Genomic DNA, 18,296 nt, shown 5'->3' on the forward strand with positions numbered 1-18,296 from the left:
CCTGCGCCGCTCTGTAGCTGCAATGCCGGCAGATTGGCTGGGGGACCTGGATTCGAACCAGGACTAAGCGGGTCAGAGCCGCTCGTTCTACCGTTAAACTATCCCCCAGCATGGGGATGCGCCCCGGCGCCTGGCGGCGCGGGCGATGGGCGGGGGTGTTAGCATGGTGCTCCCGCCCGGGCAATCCCCTTGATCGGCGATGGCACGGCCCCCGCCGGGCGCGTCGGTCAACTCTTTTTGGCTGGCGAAGGCGGGGCTGTTGCGGGCATGCTGCTCCCCTGGGGGAAGGAGCGGATGACGATGAGGAGCGAGGGCCTGATGTCGGGCCGGGCGCCGAGCCCCCAGGCCGGTCCGCCCGGTGGCCAGTCTGCCGGGGCCTTTGCGCGCCAGCCCGATCCGCCGGCGCGGCGACCGGCGGCACGGGGCCGCAGCCGTGGCGCCCGTGGCGACGGCATGGCCTATGCCGCCATCGACCTCGGCACCAACAACTGCCGCCTGCTGGTGGCCGAGCCGCTGTCGGCCCGGCCCGGCGGCCAGCGTTTCCGGGTCATCGACGCCTTCTCGCGCATCGTGCGGCTGGGCGAGGGCCTGCAGCAGAACGGCGTGCTGTCGCAGCCGGCGATGGACCGCGCCATCCGCGCGCTCGGCATCTGCGCGCGCAAGGTCAGCCAGTACAACATCGCCGGCCAGCAGGCAGTTGCCACCGAGGCCTGCCGACGGGCGGCGAATTGCGAGGAGTTCCTCGATCGCGCGCGGGCGGAGACCGGGCTCGATCTCACCATCATCGACGTACAGGAGGAAGCGGCGCTGGCGGTCACCGGTTGCTGCGAGCTGCTCGACCGCAACGTGCCCTATGCCGTCATCTTCGACATCGGCGGCGGCTCGACCGAGGTGATCTGGATCGCGGTGCCGACCGAGCCCGGCGCGGAACCGCACATCCTGGCCACGCTGTCGGTGCCGACCGGCGTCGTCACATTGGCCGAGACGTTCGGCGGCGACCGCATCACCGACGGTGTGTTCGAGGAGATGGTCGGCGCGGTCGCCGACGCGCTGGAGCCGTTCGAGCGGCAGAACGGCATCGGCCGCCACATCGGCGACGACGCGGTGCAGATGATCGGCACCTCCGGCACCGTCACCACGCTTGCCGGCCTGCGGCTCGGCCTCAGGCGCTACGACCGCCGCCGGGTCGACGGCACCTATCTGGCGTTCACCGACGCCCGCGCCGTCACCGGCCGCCTGCTGGAACTCGACTATGCCGGCCGCGCCGCCCAGCCCTGCATCGGCCAGGACCGCGCCGACCTCGTGGTCGCCGGCTGCGCCATCCTGGAAGCGATCTGCCGCAGCTGGCCGGTCGGCAACCTGCGGGTGGCCGACCGCGGCCTGCGCGAAGGAATCTTGCACCGGCTGATGCCGGCCGCGTAAGACTGGGCGCGACGGCGGGCCAGGGCCCGCACCTTGATCGTCCGGAACCCGCCCATGCCCCGCAGCGTCAACCGCCGCGACCTGTCCGTACGGGTCAAGACCGCGCGCGGCCGCAAGATCTCGTCGGTGCGCTGGCTGCAACGCCAGCTGAACGACCCCTATGTCGCCGAGGCCAAGCGCCGCGGCTTGCGTTCGCGCGCCGCGTTCAAACTGATCGAGATCGACGACAAGTTCCATATCCTGAAGCCGGGCATGGCGGTGCTCGATCTCGGAGCCGCGCCGGGCGGCTGGTCGCAGGTCGCGGCGGAACGGGTCGGCCCGTCCGGCAAGGTGGTTGCCGTCGACATCCGGCCGATGGATCCCCTGCCCGACGTCGTGTTCATCCAGGCCGACATCACGGAGCAGGCGACCGAGCAGGCCGCGCGCGCAGCGCTGGGCCGGGCGCCCGACGTGGTGTTGAGCGACATGGCCTCGAGCGCGACCGGGCACGCGCAGACCGATCACCTGCGCACGATGGCGCTGGTCGAGGCGGCGCTGGACTGCGCGCTTTCGATGCTGGCGCCCGGCGGCAGCTTCGTCGCCAAGGTGCTGCAGGGCGGCACCCAGGCGGAGCTGCTGGCGCAGATGAAGCACCGTTTCGCCCGGGTCAAGCATGCGAAGCCGCCGGCCAGCCGGTCGGATTCGGCCGAGATGTACGTGGTCGCGACCGGCTATCGGCGGGCGGCGGACGCGGAGACGTGACCGGCGCCACGTCCTCGGCGCGGCGGCTCGACGACGCGTTCATCGCCGCGGTCAACCGGCGCTTCAGCGGCCGCGCGGTGCTGGTCGCGCAGGTGGACGACCCGCCGGAGCCGCGTGAGGTGGGGCCGGCGCCGCTGTCCGGGCCGATCGCGGAATCGCGTCTGCGCTGGCTCGACCGGCTGGCGGCGGAAGGCCGGCCGAACGAGCCGCACGCGATGCTGCGCGCCACCGGCGACCTCACCGCCCATGCCGACTATTCGGTGATCGATTTCGCCACCGTCTGCGCCATCCGCGAGACCGGCGCGTGGCCGCCGATCCTCAGCGGCGGCGCCCTCGCCGTCTGCCGCGCCCGCGGACGGGTGCTGCTGCAGCGCCGCAGCCGCTGGGTCTCGACCTATCCCGGCTGCCTCGACATCGTCGGCGGTGCCTTCCAGCCGCCCGTCGGCGGTGCCTGCGGCGATGCCGATCTTCGCGCCACCATCGCGCGCGAGTTCGTCGAGGAAACCGGCATCGCCGTCGACTGCGGCGGCGCGGTGCCTGCGGTGATCGCCGGCCAGCTCCGCGTCGGCTTCACCGGCTATGTCCAGCTTGGTCTCGATGTGGCGGCCGACGACCTCGACCGCGCGGCGCCGACCCAGGAGGGCGCGCTGTCCGCCTTCGACGCCGAGGCCCTGGCCGAGGCGCTGTCGGGCCCGGAAGAGGACTGGGTGCCGACGGCGCGCCTGCATGTGCTGGCCTGGCTGGCGCTCGGCGCGCGCGCCGTTGCGTCCGGCACCGATACCGGTGCGGTGTTCCCGGACCAGACCGTCGCGCGGCTGCTCGCCGGTTGACGCGCCGGAAAGGTTCGGTTCACGCTCTTTGTGCCACAATTGCAGTCGAAATTGGTCATGATCGGCCGGCTTGGCCGGTCATCGGTTTGCGCACCGGCACGCCGGGTGCGCCCCAGGCGACGCGGATTTGCTGCATTTTCCGCGTCCTCCGCCGGGTGTACGGGACCCAAGAAGGGCGCCCGTACACCCGGTTCAACCCTGCCGCGGCGCATGCGACGAAGCGGCTAGCCGAGGCAGCCGGACCCCATTTCCTCCGCACGCTCTCCTTCGCAGACCCGGCGTCCCGACAGCGGATCGCGCTTGTCGGTGCCCGTCACGGCATCTGACGGCGGCTACGGAAGCCACATCGGGTCCCGCTTGCGGCCGGGCCGGCGCGCGTGCCGATTGAACCCGGTCGCATCTTGCTGTCAGCTAGGGCCGAGCGCCGTCCGCGTGGACGGCCTCGCGCCCGGCGTCTCGCACGCCCGCAAACGGGCTCAAGGGGAGGAAAAATGCGACCGAAGGCCATGACCGAACTGCCGCCGATGAACCGGACACGCAAGACCGTGGCCGACATGCTCGCGATGAAGGGCCGGCAGAAGATCAAGATGCTGTTCGTCGACAAGGTCGAGGAGGCGGAAGCCGCCGCCGAGGCGGGGATCGACATGCTGTCGATCATCGACCCGATCTGGACCCCGCGCATGCGCGAGGCGGCCGGCAACTGCTTCGTCCAGGTCGGCCTGCTCTATGGCGAGCTGGTCACCGCCGACGACTACATGCGTGCGGCGTTCGACGCCATGGGCATCGGCGCCGACTGCGTCTATTGCGCCGCGAGCCTGACTACGATCGCGAAGCTGGCGGCCGAGGGGATACCGGTGGTCAGCCACGTCGGGCTGGTGCCGTCGCGGCGCACCTGGACCGGCGGCTTCAAGGCGGTCGGCAAGACCGCCGACAGCGCGTTGAAGGTGTTCCGCGACGTCAAGGCGCTGGAGGACGCCGGCGCCTTCGCGGCCGAGCTCGAGGTGGTGCCGGGCCGGGTCGGCGACGAGATCACCAAGCGGACCCGGATGCTGATGCTGGGCATGGGCGGTGGCGCCGGCGCGGACGCGCAATATCTGTTCGCCGAGGACGTGCTGGGCTACACCCGCGGCCATCGCCCGCGCCATGCCAAGGTCTATCGCGACTTCCGCACGGAATACGACCGACTGCAGCGCGAGCGGGTTGCCGCGTTCAAGGAGTTCATCGCAGACGTGGAGTCGGGCGCCTATCCCGAGGACGGGCATCTGGTGCCGATCGACGATGCCGAGTTCGCGGCGTTCATGAAGGGCCTGCCGCGCTGATGCTGCGAATGTCCGGCGCCGCGCGTCGCGGCGCCGGAACCGGCCGGTTCCGGCTCGTGGCGCAACCAGGCGGGTGCCATGCGGATCTTGGCCGTTGCGGTGTTGCCGGTTTGGCTCCACACCGGTTCGGGCCAGGCGCAGATCGACGCGCACATGCTGCAGCAGATCGAGAGCCGGCTCGCCGCACTTCGGGCGGAATACGCCGACGGCGAGCGACAGCGCCCCGAACCGACGGCGAAGCTGGAGGAGCTCGACCACGTCACGCTGCGCATCGCCGGTGCGCCGCAGGTCCTCCAGGGCGTGATCGATGGGGCCGAGGCCGAGGCGCCGATGGCCGTCTGATACGACCCCCGGCAAGAAGCGGATCGATCGGTCCGCAAAGCGGTCGAGCGTGACCGCGGCCGACTGCGCCGCCTACAGCCGTGGCAGGCGGGCGGTGTGGAACCAGAAGCGCTCGATCGAAGCCAGCACGGTGTCGAAGCCGTCCATGCCGTGCGGCTTGGTCACATAGCAGTTGGCATGGGCCTGGTAGCTGCGGGTGACGTCGGCCTCGTCGTCGGAACTGGTCATCACCACGACGGGAATGGTCTTCAGGTCGTCGTCGGCCTTGATCTCCTGCAGCACCTCGCGGCCGTCGGTGCCGGGCAGGTTGAGGTCGAGCAGGATCAGCTGCGGACGCTTGGAACGCTCGAAACCGGCGGCGCGGCGCAGGTAGCGGATCGCCTTGTCGCCGTCGTCGACCACGCTCAGCACGTTGCTGAGCCCGCTGCGCCGCAGCGCCTCGCGCGTCAGCAGCACGTCGCCGGGGTTGTCCTCAACCAGAAGAATGCTGATCGCCTCAGGACCCTGGTCCATCTGCCTGTCTCCGCACGCCGTCGCCCGCGCTCAACGTGAAATGCACTTCCGTGCCCGTCCCCAACGCGGATTCGATCCAGATCGTTCCGCCATGGGCCTCCACCACTTTTCGGCAGATGGCCAGCCCCAGCCCGGTGCCTTCATAGGCATCGCGCGGGTGGAGACGCCGGAACAGGTCGAACACGCGCTCATGGTGCTTGGGATCGATCCCGATCCCGTTGTCCTTGACGACAACGTGCCAGACACCGCCTTCCGCCTTGGCGTCGACCCGCACCACCGGCGCGGCCTCGCTCCTGTACTTAAGCGCATTACTTATCACATTCTGGAACAGCGAAACAAGTTGCGACTCGTTGCCGAGCACGGTCGGCAACGGCTCCGCCTCAACCCTGGCGTGCGCCTCTTCGATCGCAACCGCAAGGTTGCGCTCCGCCAGCGCCAGGACCTCGGCAAGATCCACCGGATCGTGCACCGCGGCGCCGGAGGCGGCACGGGAATAGGTCAGCAAGTCCTTGATCATCGCGCTCATCCGCCGCGCGCCGTCGCTGGCGAAGCCGATATACTCGCGCGCCCGATCGTCGAGCGCATCGCCGTAGTCCCGGGCCAGCAGGTCGGTGAAGCTGGCCACCATGCGCAACGGCTCCTGCAGGTCGTGCGACGCCAGATAGGCGAAGCGTTCGAGGTCGCGGTTCGAGCGGGCGAGCGAGTCCGCCTGCGCCTTGAGGTCGCGTTCGGCCTGGATCAGCTGGGTCACGTCGGTGGAAACCACCAGCACGCGCCTCGCACCGGTGTTCGGGTCGCGATAGGGCACCCGGTCGGTGCGGACCCAGCCGCTGGCGCCGTCCGCCCGGCGATATTCCTCGATAACGCCCAGCTTGGGCTCGCCCGACCGGATCACCTCCAGGTCGGCTTCGTGCTGCACGGCCGCGGTGGCGGGAAAGGCCTCGCCGGCATCGTAGGGCGTGGCGAGGTCCGGGCGACCGGTCGACTGGGCCGCGAGACGGTTCTGCCGCAGCACGACATTGCGGTCGTCCTTGTAGAAGATGCGGGCCGGCACGCTGTTGAAGATCAGCTCCAGTTCCGTGCGCTGCGCTTCCAGCGCACGTTCCCACGCCTGCCGCTCCGACACGTCGATCATCACCGCCATCGAGCGGGACAGCGAGCCGTCGGGGTTGCGGTCCCAGGCCGAGGACAGCTCCACCGGCATGATCCGCCCCGACTTGGTCACATACTCGTACGGCACGTCCATGGCGCGGCCGGTGCGCAGCGCCTCGGGGAAATACCTGGTCAGCGCCAGCTCGCGCGAGTGCGGCGTCATCAGGTCGAACGCCGAGCGGCCGATCACCTCGTCGCGGTCGTAGCCCATCTTGGCGAGCCAATAGTCGCTGACCGAAAGATAGCGACCGTCCGGACCGACCGACTGCAGCATCACCGGCGTTTCGTTATACAGGCGCATGACCTGTGCCGCCGTCCGTTGCAGGTCCTCCTTGGTCCGGGCGGCAGACGCGACGACCATCGCGATCACGTATTTCGGTGCACAGACCGCAGCGGCGACGAGCTGGAGATAGAGGATGCGGTCGGCCATGCTCGCGGCCCCGGCCTCGGCAAGAGGGCCGAGGCCGCCGACGGTCATGCCGGTCACCGCGGCGACGGTGCCGACCACCGCAACGGCTGCTCCCAGCCTGCCGATCCGCAGCGCGGACCACACCAGCGCCGGCAACACGAGGACGGACAGCAGGGCGCCGCCATGCGTCAGCACCAGCCACAGCAGGACGGCGACGGCGGTCAGAGTGAACAGCGTTTCCGCCAGACGCGCCGCACTTTGATATGCCCTTAGCTCTCCCGCCGTGGTCCAGCACGCAAGCGGCAGCACGATCAGCATGCCGACCGCATCGGCCGCCCACCACTGACCCCAGGCGGACCAGTAGTCCGCCTCCGGGGCGGTCCATGTCGCAGCCGCGGCCGCAATGCTTGCGCCAACGCAGGGTGCGAGCAGCGCCGCGACGCCGGCCATTCGGCCTGCGTCGGCCATCGTGTCCAGTCGCGCCGGATGGCGTACCAGCAGCCGCAGGCCGGCAAAGGCAAACAGCGCTTCGGCAAGATGCGCCGCGGTCAGCCCGGCCCCGGCCGCCGGGGCAAGGCCGGCCGCAACGGCGGCCGCGAACATGCCGGCTGCACCGGCGATCGCGACTGCCGCGCGCCGCCGACCGGACGTGCGCAGCAACGCGGCAAGCAGCACGGCGCTCGCCGGCCAGATCGCCGGCTGACCGCCCGCCTCGCGCAGCCACAACGCGCCGGCCGCGGTCGCGCCGAAACACAGCACGGCGCCGACCAGGGCCATGACCGCTGCTGCGGGGACCCGCCGCATCGGATTGCCGCCGGCGTCGACCGGCACGCTTTCGGCCGCGTCAGCCATGATGGCGAAGTCTCCGCTCCACGGCATTCTCCGAGACCGTGCGGCCGGGTGGACTTGCAGCGAGGTTGTCCAAAATCAACGCCAGGTCAGCGATGCGCAATACATATGCATGTGGCATTTTACATGCTCTTGAAGACAATTCTCTTCACCCGGGGTCGACATCGCAACTTCCGGACTCTACAACGTGACGCCGCGTTAACAAATCGTTTACGAAGATGAGCGTTAGCTTGACTGGCGATTGATTGAGTCACGCAGCCGCATGCCGGACCAACGATATTGCTGCGCTGATTGCCTGACGATACCGAAAGGTGCCGGGATGACGATAGGACCTCTCCCGCTCACGACGACGACCCGACCGACACCGGAAGGGCGACCGGCACTGGAGATTTCGGCGGACGGCGCGGGTCCGCCGGTGACGACACCCCGGAGCGCACCCCGTGAACGCTAGCCGCGGCGCCGCACAGGCGGGCCATCGGCGGCAGGGCGATGCCCCGGCCGTCGTGGTGCGCCTGCTGCTGGTCGAGGACAACCCCGGCGACCGCCGGGTTATCGAGCGCCTGCTGGCCGACGCGCGCATGCTGGCGGTGCAGGTCGACTGGGCGGCGAGCATCGCCGAGGCGGTCGCCGCCATGGCCCGGCGCGGCCACGATATCGCACTGGTCGATTTCCACCTGCCCGACGGCACCGCGCTCGAAGTGCTCGCCGAGGCGCGCCGGCTCGACTGGCCGGCGCCGCTGGTGGTGCTGACCGGCATGGACAACCCTAACGACGACCTGCTCGCGATGCAGGTGGGCGCTTACGACTATCTCGACAAGAACAGCCTGCGCACGGAATCGTTGGAGCGCAGCATCCGCTATGCCCTCGACCGCAAGCGCCTGGAGCTTGAAATGCGCAAGGCGCGCGAGGCGGCGGAGCATGCCAGCGCGATGAAGTCGCGTTTCCTGGCCAACATGAGCCACGAGCTGCGCACGCCGATCAACTCCGTGCTCGGCTTCTCCGAGATGCTGATGCTGGAAAAGGTTTCCGGCGCGATCACAGAGCGCCAGCGCGAGTATCTCTGCAACATCCGCGAGTCCGGCCAGCACCTGCTGACGTTGATCAACGACCTGCTCGACCTCGCCAAGGCCGAGCAGGGCCGGGTCGAGCTGCACGAGCAGCGCTTCGACCTGGTCCGTGTCGTCGAAGACCTGGCCGAGATGCTGACGCCGCAGGTCGAGCGCAAAGGCCTGATCCTGAAGATCGAGGCGGACTCGCCCGCCCTGTGGATCGACGCCGACCGACGGCTGATCAAGCAGGCGCTGTTGAACCTGGTCTCGAACGCGATCAAGTTCATCGACCAGGGCGGCCTGATCCGGGTCGCGCTGTCGCGCGGTGCCGACGGCGAGACCGTGGTCAGCGTGGTCGACAGCGGGTGGGGCATGCCGCCGGAGCAGATCAGCGCCGCCTTCGCGGCCTATGTCCAGTTGGAGAACGCCTATCGCCGGGCGGAGATGCAGGGCACCGGCCTGGGCCTGGCGCTGACGAAGCAGTTCGTCGAGATCCATGGCGGCGCGATCGCAATCCAGAGCGAGGTCGGCGTCGGTTCCACGGTGCGCTTCACGCTGCCGGCGTCGCGCTCGGCGCAACGCGGCGGCAGCCGCCCGCTGAACGGGCGCGACAGCCTGGCCGCAGTGCCGGAGCAGGCGGCGCGCCAGCACGGGCCCACCCTCCCCACGCCGACCCTGCCCGGACCCGAGGACCTCCGGTCGGCGGGCACCGGACCGATCGGCGGCGCACACGCCGAGACGATCGCGGCGGCCCTGCGCGGCTGATCCGGCGCCACAGGCGCGGCGCCCACCGTCAGTGGGCGCGCAGCCGGCTGAGGCGCACCTCCTGCTTCACCCGCAGCGTGTCCAGATAGACCGCGGCGATCAGGATCACGCCGATCACGATCTGCTGCACGAACGGCGACATGCCGAGCACGTTCAAGCCGAAGCGGATCGTCGCCATGATGATCGCGCCGATGATTGCGCCGCCGACCGAGCCGCGACCGCCCTGCAGGCTGGCGCCACCGATCACCGCCGCCGCGATGGCGTCGAGCTCGTAGCCGAAGCCGATGCCGGGATGGGCCGAGTTGATCCGCGAGGCGAGCACGATCGACGAGGCGCCGACCATCAGCCCGCAGGTCACGTAGATGGCGATCTTGTAGCCGGTCACGCCGATGCCGCTGCGCCGCGACGCCTCCTCGCTGCCGCCGATGGCATAGGCGTAGCGGCCGATCCGGCTCTGCTGGAACACGTAGAGCATCAGCAGGCCGATCGCGGCCAGGATCAGCAGCGGCAGCGGAATGCCGGCCACGCTGCCGCCGGCGACGAACTCGAACTCGGCCGGGAAGCCGTACATCGAGTAGCCCTCGCTGAGCAGCAGCGCGATCCCCTGGGCGATGCCGAGCATCCCGAGCGTCGCGATGAACGGCGGCAGGCCGCCGAAAGTGATGATCAGGCCGTTGACCAGGCCGATCGCCGCCCCGGTCGCGAGCGCCATCGCGCCGGCCAGCACCATCGACTGTTCCCAGTAGATGCTGAACACGCCCATCACCACCATGCACAGCGACATGCCGGTGCCGACGCTGAGGTCGATGCCGCCGGAGATGATCACCAGCGTCACGCCGATCGCCAGGATCGCCCGCGTCGTCGCCTGCACGCCGATGGTCAGCATGTTGTCGACGGTGACGAAGTCGGCATAGGCGATCGACATGCCGATCAGGATCACGATCAGGATGGCGATGGCGCCGAGCCTGTCGATCAGCTGCCAGGCCAGCACCCGGCCCTGGCCCGGCCTGCGCTCCGGGGCGCTCATCGGGCCGCCTCCCCGCCGTGGGCGCGTTCGTCGACGCCGGTGATCATCATCCGCACCACTTCGTCGCGGTCGGTCTCGCCGGCCAGCCGCTCGCCGACGCGCCGCCCGTTCTTCAGCACGACCATGCGGTCGGCCACCTTGAACACGTCCTCCATGATGTGGCTGATGTAGATGACGGCGATGCCGGAGGCGCACAGGTCGCGCACCAGCCGCAGCACCTTCTCGGTCTGCACCACGCCGAGCGCCGCCGTCGGCTCGTCCATGATCAGCACCCGCGCCTTGCCGTAGACCGCCTTGGCGATCGCGATCGACTGGCGCTGGCCGCCGGACAGATGCCGCACCGCGGTGCGCAGCGACGGGATCTCGATATTGAGCCGGTCGAATAGCGCCTGGGCGTCGCGGTTCATCCGCGCCTTGTCGAACACCGCCAGGAGCGGGCCGAGCAGGCCGCGGCGCAACTCGCGGCCGAGGAACAGGTTGGCGGTCACGTCCAGGTTGTCGCACAGCGCGAGGTCCTGGTAGACGGTCTCGATTCCGGCCGCCTTCGCCGCCTTCGGCGTGTCCAGGTGGACCGGACGGCCGTCGAGCAGGATCGCGCCCTCGTCGGGCGGCTGCACCCGGACAGCGCCTTGATCAACGTGGATTTGCCGGCGCCGTTGTCGCCGAGCAGCGCCACCACTTCGTTGCCGCGGACGGCAAAGTCGACCGCCCGCAGCGCGGCAACGCCGCCGAAGAACTTGGAGATGCCGCGCATCTCCACCAGCGGCGCATCGTCTGCCAATGCGTCCAAGGATCTGATCCTGCGAGAAATGGGGCGCCCGTTCGGCCGGGCGCCCCGCTTGCGGATGGGCCTATTCGGGGCGCGCGATGCCGAGCGCCGCTTCGCGGTAGGCGTGCACGTTCCACGGATGCACCAGCGTCATGCCGGAATCGATGAACGGCGGGAAGTCGTCCGCCGACTTCTCGCCGCTGATGATCTGCATCGCGATCTCGACCGACAGCTCGCCCATGCCGCGGGCATTCTGCGCCACGTCGCCGGCGGCCTTGCCCTCGATGATCAGGTCGGTGCCTTCCGCGATCCCGTCGAAGCCGACGACGATCACATCGTCGCGCCCGGCCCGCTCCAGCACGATGGACGCGCCGACCGCCATCAGGTCGCTGGACGCGAAGATCAGGTCGACGTCCGGGTTCGCCTGCAGGATCGCCTCGGTCGCCTCCACGCCGCCCGGCGTGGTCCAGTGGCCGGTGATCGAACTGACCAGCTCGATGTCCGGGTACTTGGCGATGGTCTCATGGAAGCCGTCGCGGCGCAGCTGGGCGGTCTCCGACGACGTCTCGCCCTCCAGCTGTGCGACCTGGCCCTTGTAGCTCAGCAGCGCCGCCGCATAGTCGGCGGCAAGGCCGGAGGCGCGGATGTTGTCGGTCTGCACCACCGTCACGTAGTTGGCGCCCTCGACGCCGGAATCGGCCAGGATCACCGGGATGCCGGCCTCGGTCGCCCGGTTCACCGCCGGCGCCAGGCCGCGCGAGTCGACCGCCGCCAGGATGATCGCGTCGACCTTGCGCGAGATCAGCGTCTCCATGATCGAGATCTGTTCCTCGACCGCGCTGTGGCTCGCCACCCCGAAGATCTCGACATTGGCGCCCAGCTCCTCGCCCTTGGCCTGGGCGAAATTGGCCATGTTGGTCATGAACACGTCGCCGATGATCGTCTTCGGCAGCACGGCGATGGTCGGCGCATCCTGCGCCAGGGCATTGCCGGCGGCCGCGAGCGAACTCGCCACACCGATGGCGCTGACCGCCAACAGAAAGTCGCGTCGGATCATGGTCGTCCTCCCCTTTTTTGAGGCGGCTCGCAACGGCGAGCCCGCCTTTCCGGGTGCCGCCAGAGGGGAAAGTCCCGTGGCGCAGGCGCCCGAAACGTTTCGGCCTGTAGGCCTTTGCCGGAACGTTCCACCTCAGCGCCGCATGCGTCAAGCGCGACCGTGCGGCAGGCGGGCTCAGAGTGGCGGCTTCGGCAGCGGCTTCGACATCTTCATGTTCAGGATCTTCTGGCCGAGATAGCGGCTCAGCCGCCATGTCTCGCCGACCCGGGTCCAGTAGCCGCGTCCATGCGCGCTCGCCGGGTCGAGCGCCATGTTTCCGCCGTCGGTGTCGGTCGGATCGTCGCGGGTGAACCCGTGGTCCAGGTAGAAGGCGGAGGATTCGGCGTTCAGCGAGTAGAGCTCGATCCGGCCGCCATGGCCGCGCCGCGCCGAGAAATTGACCGCGAACTCCAGCAGGATGCCGCCGGCGTTGGCGGCACCGGGATGGGCGGTGATGTCGTTGATGTAGGTTGGCTCCAGGTCCGACAGGCTGAGGAAGCCGACCGGCACCCCCATGAACTTGTAGACGTAGCTGAGCGCGGACGCATCGCGGCCGGCGACGCGGAGCGCGCCGTTGGCGATGGACGTGCTGTTCGCGATCCGCCGGTTCCAGCGGTCGACGTCGTCATCGCCGATGCCATCGGCACGGAATGCTGCCAGGTTGTCGTTGAACTGTTTGACCAGCAGGCCCATCGCGGCCGGTCCGACCTGCGTGATCGGCGCCTCGGTCACCCATTCCGGGCTGAAAAACGGCATCGTGTCCTCCCCCGCATGCGCGCATGAAGCCGGCGAACACCCGCCGCCGGCCAATGCCCAGGCTCGCGCGCACCGGCACCGGCCGCGGTGGCATCGGTCACATGCCGGTGCGCGCGGGCGGAAGGACCGGCCGGCGCTCAGGCGTAGAACGCCGGGCGCGGCGGCAGCTCCACCCTGACCGCCTGTCCGCGCTCCAGCGCCTTGCAGCCGGCATCCCCGACCGCGCTGGCCACCAGCCCGTCCCAGGCGCTGGCGCCGACCGGCTTGCCGCCGGCGATCGCGTTGACGAAACCCTGCATCTGCAGGCGATAGGCATCGGCGAAGCGTGGCCGCCAGTCCTGGGCGAAATCGAAGGCCGGGGCGCCGGCCAGCCGCAGCTCGCTGCGGTGCGGCGCCTCCATCGACAGCGTGCCGTTCCTGCACACCATCTCGGTGCGGATGTCGTAGCCGTAGCCGGCGTTGGCGAAGAACTCGATATCGATCAGCTGGCCGGCATCGGTCTCGATCACGATCAGCACCGGGTCGTCCCTGCCGGCCGGGCCGGCACGCCCGGTCCAGACCTGGATGGTGGCGATCTCCGCGCCCAGCAGCCAGCGCATGATGTCGAACTCGTGCACCGTGGCATTGGTGATCGACATCAGCCCGGTGAAGAACGACGGCGCGGTCTGGTTGCGGTGGATGCAGTGCACCAGCAGGGCCGGCCCCAGGCCGCCCTCGCCGAACCGGCGTTTCATGTCGACATAGGCCGGGTCGAATCGGCGCATGAAGCCGACCTGCACCAGCCGCCGCCCGGCCGCCTGCTCGGCCTCGATCACCGGCAGGCAGTCGGCCACGGTCGGTGCCAGCGGCTTCTCGCACAGCACCGGCTTGCCCGCGGCGATGCAGGCCAGCGTGTACGGCTTGTGGGTGTCGTCGGGGGAGGCGACCACCACCGCCTCGACGTCCGCCGCCGCGATCAGCGCCTCCGCCTCGGTCTCGGCCCGCGCCCCCGGCGCCGAGGCGGCGGCCGCCTCCGCCCGGGCGCGATCGCGGTCGGAGACCGCCACGACGTGCGCGCCGGCCACGTGATTGGCGATGGTGCGCACGTGGTCCGCGCCCATCACCCCGGCGCCGATCACCCCGATACCCAGGCTCATTCGCTTCTTCCCTTCGGCTTGATGTGTCGTGCCGGTTCGCGAGCCGCTGCCCGGCGCGCGAACCATAACGCCCCGCCCGTCGTCCGGTCGATGCCCGCCGCGCGGGGCGGCGGCCGGCCTATTTCCCCATCGCCTGGGCGCGCGCGATGAAGCGGGCGTTCATCCGTTCCTGCGCGGCGGGCGAGCCGTCGTGGAACGTGCCGAACACCTTGTCGAACACCGGCATGCCGTCGCCCGAGTAGTTGCACTCGAAATACTGGTGGTGGAGATAGTGGAAGTAGTTGTCGATCATCACCGCCTTGCCGCCGCGCCCGATCGAGAGCCGGTCGAAGCCGCAATGCCCCGACGAGGGCGAGAAGGCGGCATGCTGCATGTGGAACAGGGCGTGGATCGGGTGCGAGGCCAGCACCCAGTGCAGCGCCACGCCGGAGAAGTACAGCAGGTGCTCGACCGGGTGCATGGAAAGCCCGGTCCACGGGCCGATGTTGACGTTGCGGTGGTGCAGGTGATGCACCGTGCGGTACAGCGGAGCCCAGTGGATCAGCCGGTGTATCCAGTAGAAGTGCATCTCGCGGATCGCCGGGATCAGCATCAGCAGCACGACGAACCAGACCGGGTTGGTCTCCCAGTTGACGAACGGGATCCAGCCATTGGCATAGAACCACAGTGTCAGCACCTCGTACGCGGTCCAGATCGGGACGCCGCTGGCAAAGGTCCAGAACATGTTGTCGCGGACCTGGTTGCGGAACAGGAAGGCGTCGTTGTCCGTGGCCAGCGGCCGGTTGGTGTACTTGTAAGCGGTGCCCTGGCGCTTGAAGATGTAGAAGTAGGTGTGCCAGCCGCCGACGATCAGCGCGGTCAGCGCCGCATTGCGCGCGAGGATGAGCGCGATCCAGCCGACCTCGAGCGTCTGCATGCTGGCCAGGCTCGGCGTCAGCAGGAACCACGACAGCATCGCCACGCCGAGGAACAGCGCGTTCCACGGCCACAGATAGCCGGGAAAGCCGAACAGCCACTTGAGCACCCCCAGCGGCTGCGGCGGCCAGGCGAACAGCGCCGGCAGCCTCAACAGATAGGGCGGCCGCCAGTCGCCACGCTTGTCGCGCTTGCCGATCGTCGCATCAGTCATCGCCTTGGCCTTCCGTCGCCGCCGTCTTCACGTTGAACCGGGTGAAGATCGCGCACGGCACGTGCGAGATCGTCTCGGCCGCGATCAGCGCCGGCGCGGTGGACAGCGCCAGCGCCCGCGCCAGCATCAGCGCCGTGTCCTGGCCGAGCAGGAAATGCAGCACGCCCTGCTCCGCCAGCGGCACGGTGTTGCGGTTGGTCTCGTGGGCGACCACGAAGATGTCGCCCGCCCGCCCGGCCTCGCGCAGTGCCTGGGCCAGCCCGACATTGCCGCCGGCGACGTTGTAGATCGCGGCCATGTCCGGCTCGGCGTCGAGCAGCGCACGCACCGCCTGCCGGGTCTTCTCCGGCGAATCGTCGCCCTTGACGACATCGCTGAGCACCAACCGCGGCGCCTGGCTGCGCAGCTGGGTGCGGAAGCCGATCTCGCGGTCCTCGTGGCAGCGGAAGCTGGCGCTGCCGACGACCACGCCGACACGGGCGTCGCGGTCGCGCAGCAGGCTTCCGATCAGGAAGGCCGCCGTCTGGCCGGCGGCCCGGTCGTCGATGCCGACGAAGGCATCGCGCGCTGCCGGGTCCAGGTCCGACACCATCGCCACCACGCGTTTGCCGCGCTGACGGGCGGCGGACAGGATCTTGACCGTGGCGGCGTCGTTCTTGACGATGGCCAGCAGCGGCCGGGCCGTGTCGGCGCAGGCCGCGGCCAGCGCGGCATGGACCGCTGCCTCGCCCTGCTGGTACAGGTCGTTCGGCGCCACCGGCAGGCCGTCCTCGTCGACGATGCGCAGCACCTCGTCGGCGAAGCCGCGTCCGGCCTGCATCACCATGTCGACCGGCGCCGACGCGCACTGGGCCGCGGCGCCGGTGCCGTCGAGGCGCGCGCACGCCGCGTGGATCTGCTGTCGGGTGCTGGGATGCACCCGGCCGCGCCCGTTCAGCGCCCGGTCGACCGTCGCCCGCGAGTAGCCGGTGGCGCGCGCGATCTCCTTGATCGACGCGCGGCGCTGGCGCTCGGTGACCTCGTTCATGGCTGCCCTGTTCCCTGACCTGCCAGCGGGCCGGGCACGCGCGCCGCCTGCCCGCTTCGCCTCATAATGAGGCAACTGTGATGTCGCAATTTGCGGTCATACGCGATAGAAGCGTGCGCAACAAGGCGCAAAATGAGTGCGAAGGGGCACGGCCGCGCGTGCGGAGCCGCCGGATGCCCGCCGGAGCGTACGCATGAGCAGCATCGACGACCTCGCCTATGGCCTTCGCGACAAGCGTGGCGACTGGCGCCCGAAAGACCCGATCGCCCCGGCGCCGCTGCTGGCGTTCCCGCCGCGGCCGCTCGCCATCCTGAGATGGCTGCCGCACTATGTCCTGCCGTGGGCCGCGCTGTTCTTCGCCATCGCGGCCGCCTTCTGGTTCTGGCTGACGCCGGACATCGCGACCATGAAGACGCTGTCGGCCGGATGGATCGCGTGGCTGCTGGTCCGCAACATGGTCGCCGTGCTGCTGTTCTACGGCGCGTTCGAGCTGCCGCTGTACCTGCGCCGCGCGCAGGGCGGGCAGTTCCGCTACAACGCGCGCTGGCCGGCCGACAACCGCAGCGACGTGTTCCTGTTCCGCAGCCAAACCGTCGACAACATGATCCGCACCTTCGGCTTCGGCGTGCCGATCTGGACCGCCTATGAGGTGCTAATCCTGTGGGCGTTCGCCAACGGCTGGGGCAATTGGGTGAGCTGGTCGGACAACGCGGTCTGGCTGGTCGCGTTCGCGCTGCTGATCCCGATGCTGCACGACCTGCACTTCTTCTGCATCCACCGGCTGATCCACACGCCGTGGCTTTATCGCCGGGTGCATGCGGTGCACCACAACTCGGTCAATCCCAGCCCGTGGTCCAGCCTGTCGATGCACCCGGTGGAGCACCTGCTCTACTGGTCCGGCGCGCTGATCCACCTGGTGGTGCCGTCGCACCCGCTGCTGGCGCTGTTCCACATCTATGTGGCCGGTTTCGGCGCCGTGGTCGGCCATATCGGCTTCGACCGCATCGTCGTCGGCCGGCTGGCGATCCCGACCCACGCCTTCGCCCACTACCTCCACCACAAGTATTTCGAGGTGAACTACTCCGACGGCGGCATCCCGCTGGATAAGTGGTGCGGCAGCTGGCACGACGGCACCAAGGCCGGCGACGCCCTGATGGACGCGCGCATGCAGGAAAAGCGGGCGCGCCTGATGACCGCCGCCGGCCGGAGCTGATGGCGGCATCGCCGGTGCCGGCCGACGCCTGCCGCCGCGATCGAGCCGATTGACTTCGGCCCCGCTTCCGCCTTCTTACCCACCCATCGCAACGCCCTTGAGGACCACCCCACCATGAAGATCGGGCTCGTTTCCGACTCGCTCGCCCACCTGCCGTTCGACGACATGCTGGCCACCGCCGCCCGGCTCGGCGTGCAGGGCGTCGAGGTCAATGCTGGCAACTGGTCCTCGGCGCCGCACCTGGATCTGGCCGGCCTGCTGGCCGACGCCGGCGCCCGCCGCGGCTTCCTCGACGCCATCGCCGCCCAGGGGCTGGAGCTGATCGCGCTCAACGCCAACGGCAACCAGCTGCACCCGACCGACGGCGCCCGCCAGTCGCAGGTGCTGCACGACACAATCCGGCTCGCCGGCCTGCTCGGCGTCGGCAAGGTGGTGCTGATGTCCGGCCTGCCCGAGGGCGCGCCCGGCGACCGCACGCCGAACTGGATCGTCTCGTCCTGGCCGCCGGAGACCGGCGAGATCGTCGCCTGGCAGTGGAGCGAGAAGCTGGTGCCCTACTGGCGCGACCTGGTCGCCCGCGCCGAGGACAACGGCGTCTCGCGGCTGGCGGTGGAGATTCACGGCAACCAGCTGGTCTACAACGTGCCCGGGCTGCTGCGCCTGCGCGAGGCCGTCGGCCCGGTGGTCGGCGCCAACCTCGACCCCAGCCACCTGATGTGGATGGGCGCCGACCCGCTGGTCGCCATCGATGC

General features: G+C 69.7%; 17 protein-coding genes, 1 tRNA gene and 1 pseudogene. 8 read left to right on the forward strand and 11 right to left on the reverse strand.

All coding sequences use genetic code 11. The annotated features are described in order from the left end of the window. Positions 1–34 precede the first annotated feature (34 nt). Positions 35–108: transfer RNA gene (locus R3F55_20385), tRNA-Gln, on the reverse strand. Positions 109–294: 186 nt separating this feature from the next. Here R3F55_20385 and R3F55_20390 point away from each other — a divergent pair. The 5 genes from R3F55_20390 (at position 295) to R3F55_20410 (ending at position 4,654) form a co-directional block, all read left to right on the forward strand. After that, positions 295–1,422, forward strand: coding sequence for a Ppx/GppA phosphatase family protein (locus R3F55_20390; protein ID MEZ5669750.1), 1,128 nt, complete (start codon positions 295–297; stop codon positions 1,420–1,422). A gap of 54 nt (positions 1,423–1,476) precedes the next feature. After that, positions 1,477–2,163 (forward strand): RlmE family RNA methyltransferase, encoded by a 687-nt coding sequence (locus R3F55_20395; protein MEZ5669751.1) that lies wholly within the window; start codon positions 1,477–1,479, stop codon positions 2,161–2,163. Continuing rightward, complete coding sequence (locus tag R3F55_20400) at positions 2,160–2,993, forward strand: NUDIX domain-containing protein (protein ID MEZ5669752.1); 834 nt, start codon at positions 2,160–2,162, stop codon at positions 2,991–2,993. The genes R3F55_20395 and R3F55_20400 overlap by 4 nt, the downstream gene beginning before the upstream one ends. A 524-nt stretch (positions 2,994–3,517) precedes the next feature. Beyond that, positions 3,518–4,312, forward strand: coding sequence for a 3-methyl-2-oxobutanoate hydroxymethyltransferase (locus R3F55_20405; GenBank protein MEZ5669753.1), 795 nt, complete (start codon positions 3,518–3,520; stop codon positions 4,310–4,312). 78 nt (positions 4,313–4,390) lie between these two features. After that, the gene (locus tag R3F55_20410; GenBank protein MEZ5669754.1) at positions 4,391–4,654 is read left to right on the forward strand and encodes a hypothetical protein; all 264 of its coding nucleotides are present in this window, start codon (positions 4,391–4,393) and stop codon (positions 4,652–4,654) included. 72 nt (positions 4,655–4,726) lie between these two features. On the opposite strand, the gene R3F55_20415 is transcribed toward R3F55_20410, so the two are convergent. Then, a complete protein-coding gene (locus tag R3F55_20415) occupies positions 4,727–5,167 on the reverse strand; it encodes a response regulator (protein MEZ5669755.1) in 441 nt (146 codons plus the stop codon). Beyond that, entirely contained in the window at positions 5,151–7,580 is a 2,430-nt protein-coding gene (locus R3F55_20420; protein ID MEZ5669756.1) for an ATP-binding protein, read from the reverse strand. Before R3F55_20420 ends, R3F55_20415 begins: the two co-directional genes overlap by 17 nt. A 437-nt stretch (positions 7,581–8,017) precedes the next feature. Here R3F55_20420 and R3F55_20425 point away from each other — a divergent pair, with 437 nt between their 5' ends. After that, positions 8,018–9,391, forward strand: a complete 1,374-nt coding sequence (locus tag R3F55_20425; GenBank protein MEZ5669757.1) for an ATP-binding protein — start codon at positions 8,018–8,020, stop codon at positions 9,389–9,391. Positions 9,392–9,419: 28 nt separating this feature from the next. On the opposite strand, the gene R3F55_20430 is transcribed toward R3F55_20425, so the two are convergent. From R3F55_20430 to R3F55_20465, 8 genes and pseudogenes are all read right to left on the reverse strand, one after another. After that, entirely contained in the window at positions 9,420–10,418 is a 999-nt protein-coding gene (locus R3F55_20430; GenBank protein ID MEZ5669758.1) for an ABC transporter permease, read from the reverse strand. Next, positions 10,415–11,035 carry an ATP-binding cassette domain-containing protein gene (locus tag R3F55_20435; protein ID MEZ5669759.1) on the reverse strand — a complete coding sequence of 207 codons (621 nt, stop codon included), beginning with the start codon at positions 11,033–11,035 and terminating at the stop codon, positions 10,415–10,417. Before R3F55_20435 ends, R3F55_20430 begins: the two co-directional genes overlap by 4 nt. A 35-nt stretch (positions 11,036–11,070) precedes the next feature. Further along, positions 11,071–11,172, reverse strand: a pseudogene (locus tag R3F55_20440) (sugar ABC transporter ATP-binding protein). A gap of 97 nt (positions 11,173–11,269) precedes the next feature. After that, positions 11,270–12,244 carry a sugar ABC transporter substrate-binding protein gene (locus R3F55_20445; protein ID MEZ5669760.1) on the reverse strand — a complete coding sequence of 325 codons (975 nt, stop codon included), beginning with the start codon at positions 12,242–12,244 and terminating at the stop codon, positions 11,270–11,272. A 174-nt stretch (positions 12,245–12,418) separates the two neighbouring features. After that, positions 12,419–13,039 carry a hypothetical protein gene (locus R3F55_20450; GenBank protein ID MEZ5669761.1) on the reverse strand — a complete coding sequence of 207 codons (621 nt, stop codon included), beginning with the start codon at positions 13,037–13,039 and terminating at the stop codon, positions 12,419–12,421. Between the two features lie 137 nt (positions 13,040–13,176). Beyond that, a complete protein-coding gene (locus R3F55_20455) occupies positions 13,177–14,175 on the reverse strand; it encodes a Gfo/Idh/MocA family oxidoreductase (GenBank protein ID MEZ5669762.1) in 999 nt (332 codons plus the stop codon). Positions 14,176–14,293: 118 nt separating this feature from the next. Continuing rightward, the gene (locus tag R3F55_20460) at positions 14,294–15,304 is read right to left on the reverse strand and encodes a sterol desaturase family protein (GenBank protein ID MEZ5669763.1); all 1,011 of its coding nucleotides are present in this window, start codon (positions 15,302–15,304) and stop codon (positions 14,294–14,296) included. Next, positions 15,297–16,331, reverse strand: a complete 1,035-nt coding sequence (locus R3F55_20465) for a LacI family DNA-binding transcriptional regulator (GenBank protein ID MEZ5669764.1) — start codon at positions 16,329–16,331, stop codon at positions 15,297–15,299. The genes R3F55_20460 and R3F55_20465 overlap by 8 nt, the downstream gene beginning before the upstream one ends. A 202-nt stretch (positions 16,332–16,533) precedes the next feature. Between R3F55_20465 and R3F55_20470 the strand changes: the two genes are divergently transcribed. Both R3F55_20470 and R3F55_20475 read left to right on the forward strand, forming a co-directional pair. Then, positions 16,534–17,544 carry a sterol desaturase family protein gene (locus R3F55_20470; GenBank protein ID MEZ5669765.1) on the forward strand — a complete coding sequence of 337 codons (1,011 nt, stop codon included), beginning with the start codon at positions 16,534–16,536 and terminating at the stop codon, positions 17,542–17,544. 114 nt (positions 17,545–17,658) lie between these two features. Next, the coding region (locus R3F55_20475; GenBank protein ID MEZ5669766.1) for a sugar phosphate isomerase/epimerase at positions 17,659–18,296 on the forward strand (638 nt) is incomplete at its 3' end.

This window comes from Alphaproteobacteria bacterium, from assembly GCA_041396705.1.
Classification (GTDB): Bacteria; Pseudomonadota; Alphaproteobacteria; order CALKHQ01; family CALKHQ01; genus CALKHQ01.

What these genes read in the sequence shown, in the direction of transcription:
- R3F55_20390 (MEZ5669750.1), top strand. Translation starts at nt 295, where the DNA reads ATGACGATGAGGAGCGAGGGCCTGATGTCGGGCCGGGCGCCGAGCCCC.
- R3F55_20395 (MEZ5669751.1), top strand. Translation starts at nt 1,477, where the DNA reads ATGCCCCGCAGCGTCAACCGCCGCGACCTGTCCGTACGGGTCAAGACC.
- R3F55_20405 (MEZ5669753.1), top strand. Translation starts at nt 3,518, where the DNA reads ATGAACCGGACACGCAAGACCGTGGCCGACATGCTCGCGATGAAGGGC.
- R3F55_20410 (MEZ5669754.1), top strand. Translation starts at nt 4,391, where the DNA reads ATGCGGATCTTGGCCGTTGCGGTGTTGCCGGTTTGGCTCCACACCGGT.
- R3F55_20415 (MEZ5669755.1), bottom strand. Translation starts at nt 5,167, where the DNA reads ATGGACCAGGGTCCTGAGGCGATCAGCATTCTTCTGGTTGAGGACAAC.
- R3F55_20420 (MEZ5669756.1), bottom strand. Translation starts at nt 7,580, where the DNA reads ATGGCTGACGCGGCCGAAAGCGTGCCGGTCGACGCCGGCGGCAATCCG.
- R3F55_20430 (MEZ5669758.1), bottom strand. Translation starts at nt 10,418, where the DNA reads ATGAGCGCCCCGGAGCGCAGGCCGGGCCAGGGCCGGGTGCTGGCCTGG.
- R3F55_20445 (MEZ5669760.1), bottom strand. Translation starts at nt 12,244, where the DNA reads ATGATCCGACGCGACTTTCTGTTGGCGGTCAGCGCCATCGGTGTGGCG.
- R3F55_20450 (MEZ5669761.1), bottom strand. Translation starts at nt 13,039, where the DNA reads ATGCCGTTTTTCAGCCCGGAATGGGTGACCGAGGCGCCGATCACGCAG.
- R3F55_20455 (MEZ5669762.1), bottom strand. Translation starts at nt 14,175, where the DNA reads ATGAGCCTGGGTATCGGGGTGATCGGCGCCGGGGTGATGGGCGCGGAC.
- R3F55_20460 (MEZ5669763.1), bottom strand. Translation starts at nt 15,304, where the DNA reads ATGACTGATGCGACGATCGGCAAGCGCGACAAGCGTGGCGACTGGCGG.
- R3F55_20465 (MEZ5669764.1), bottom strand. Translation starts at nt 16,331, where the DNA reads ATGAACGAGGTCACCGAGCGCCAGCGCCGCGCGTCGATCAAGGAGATC.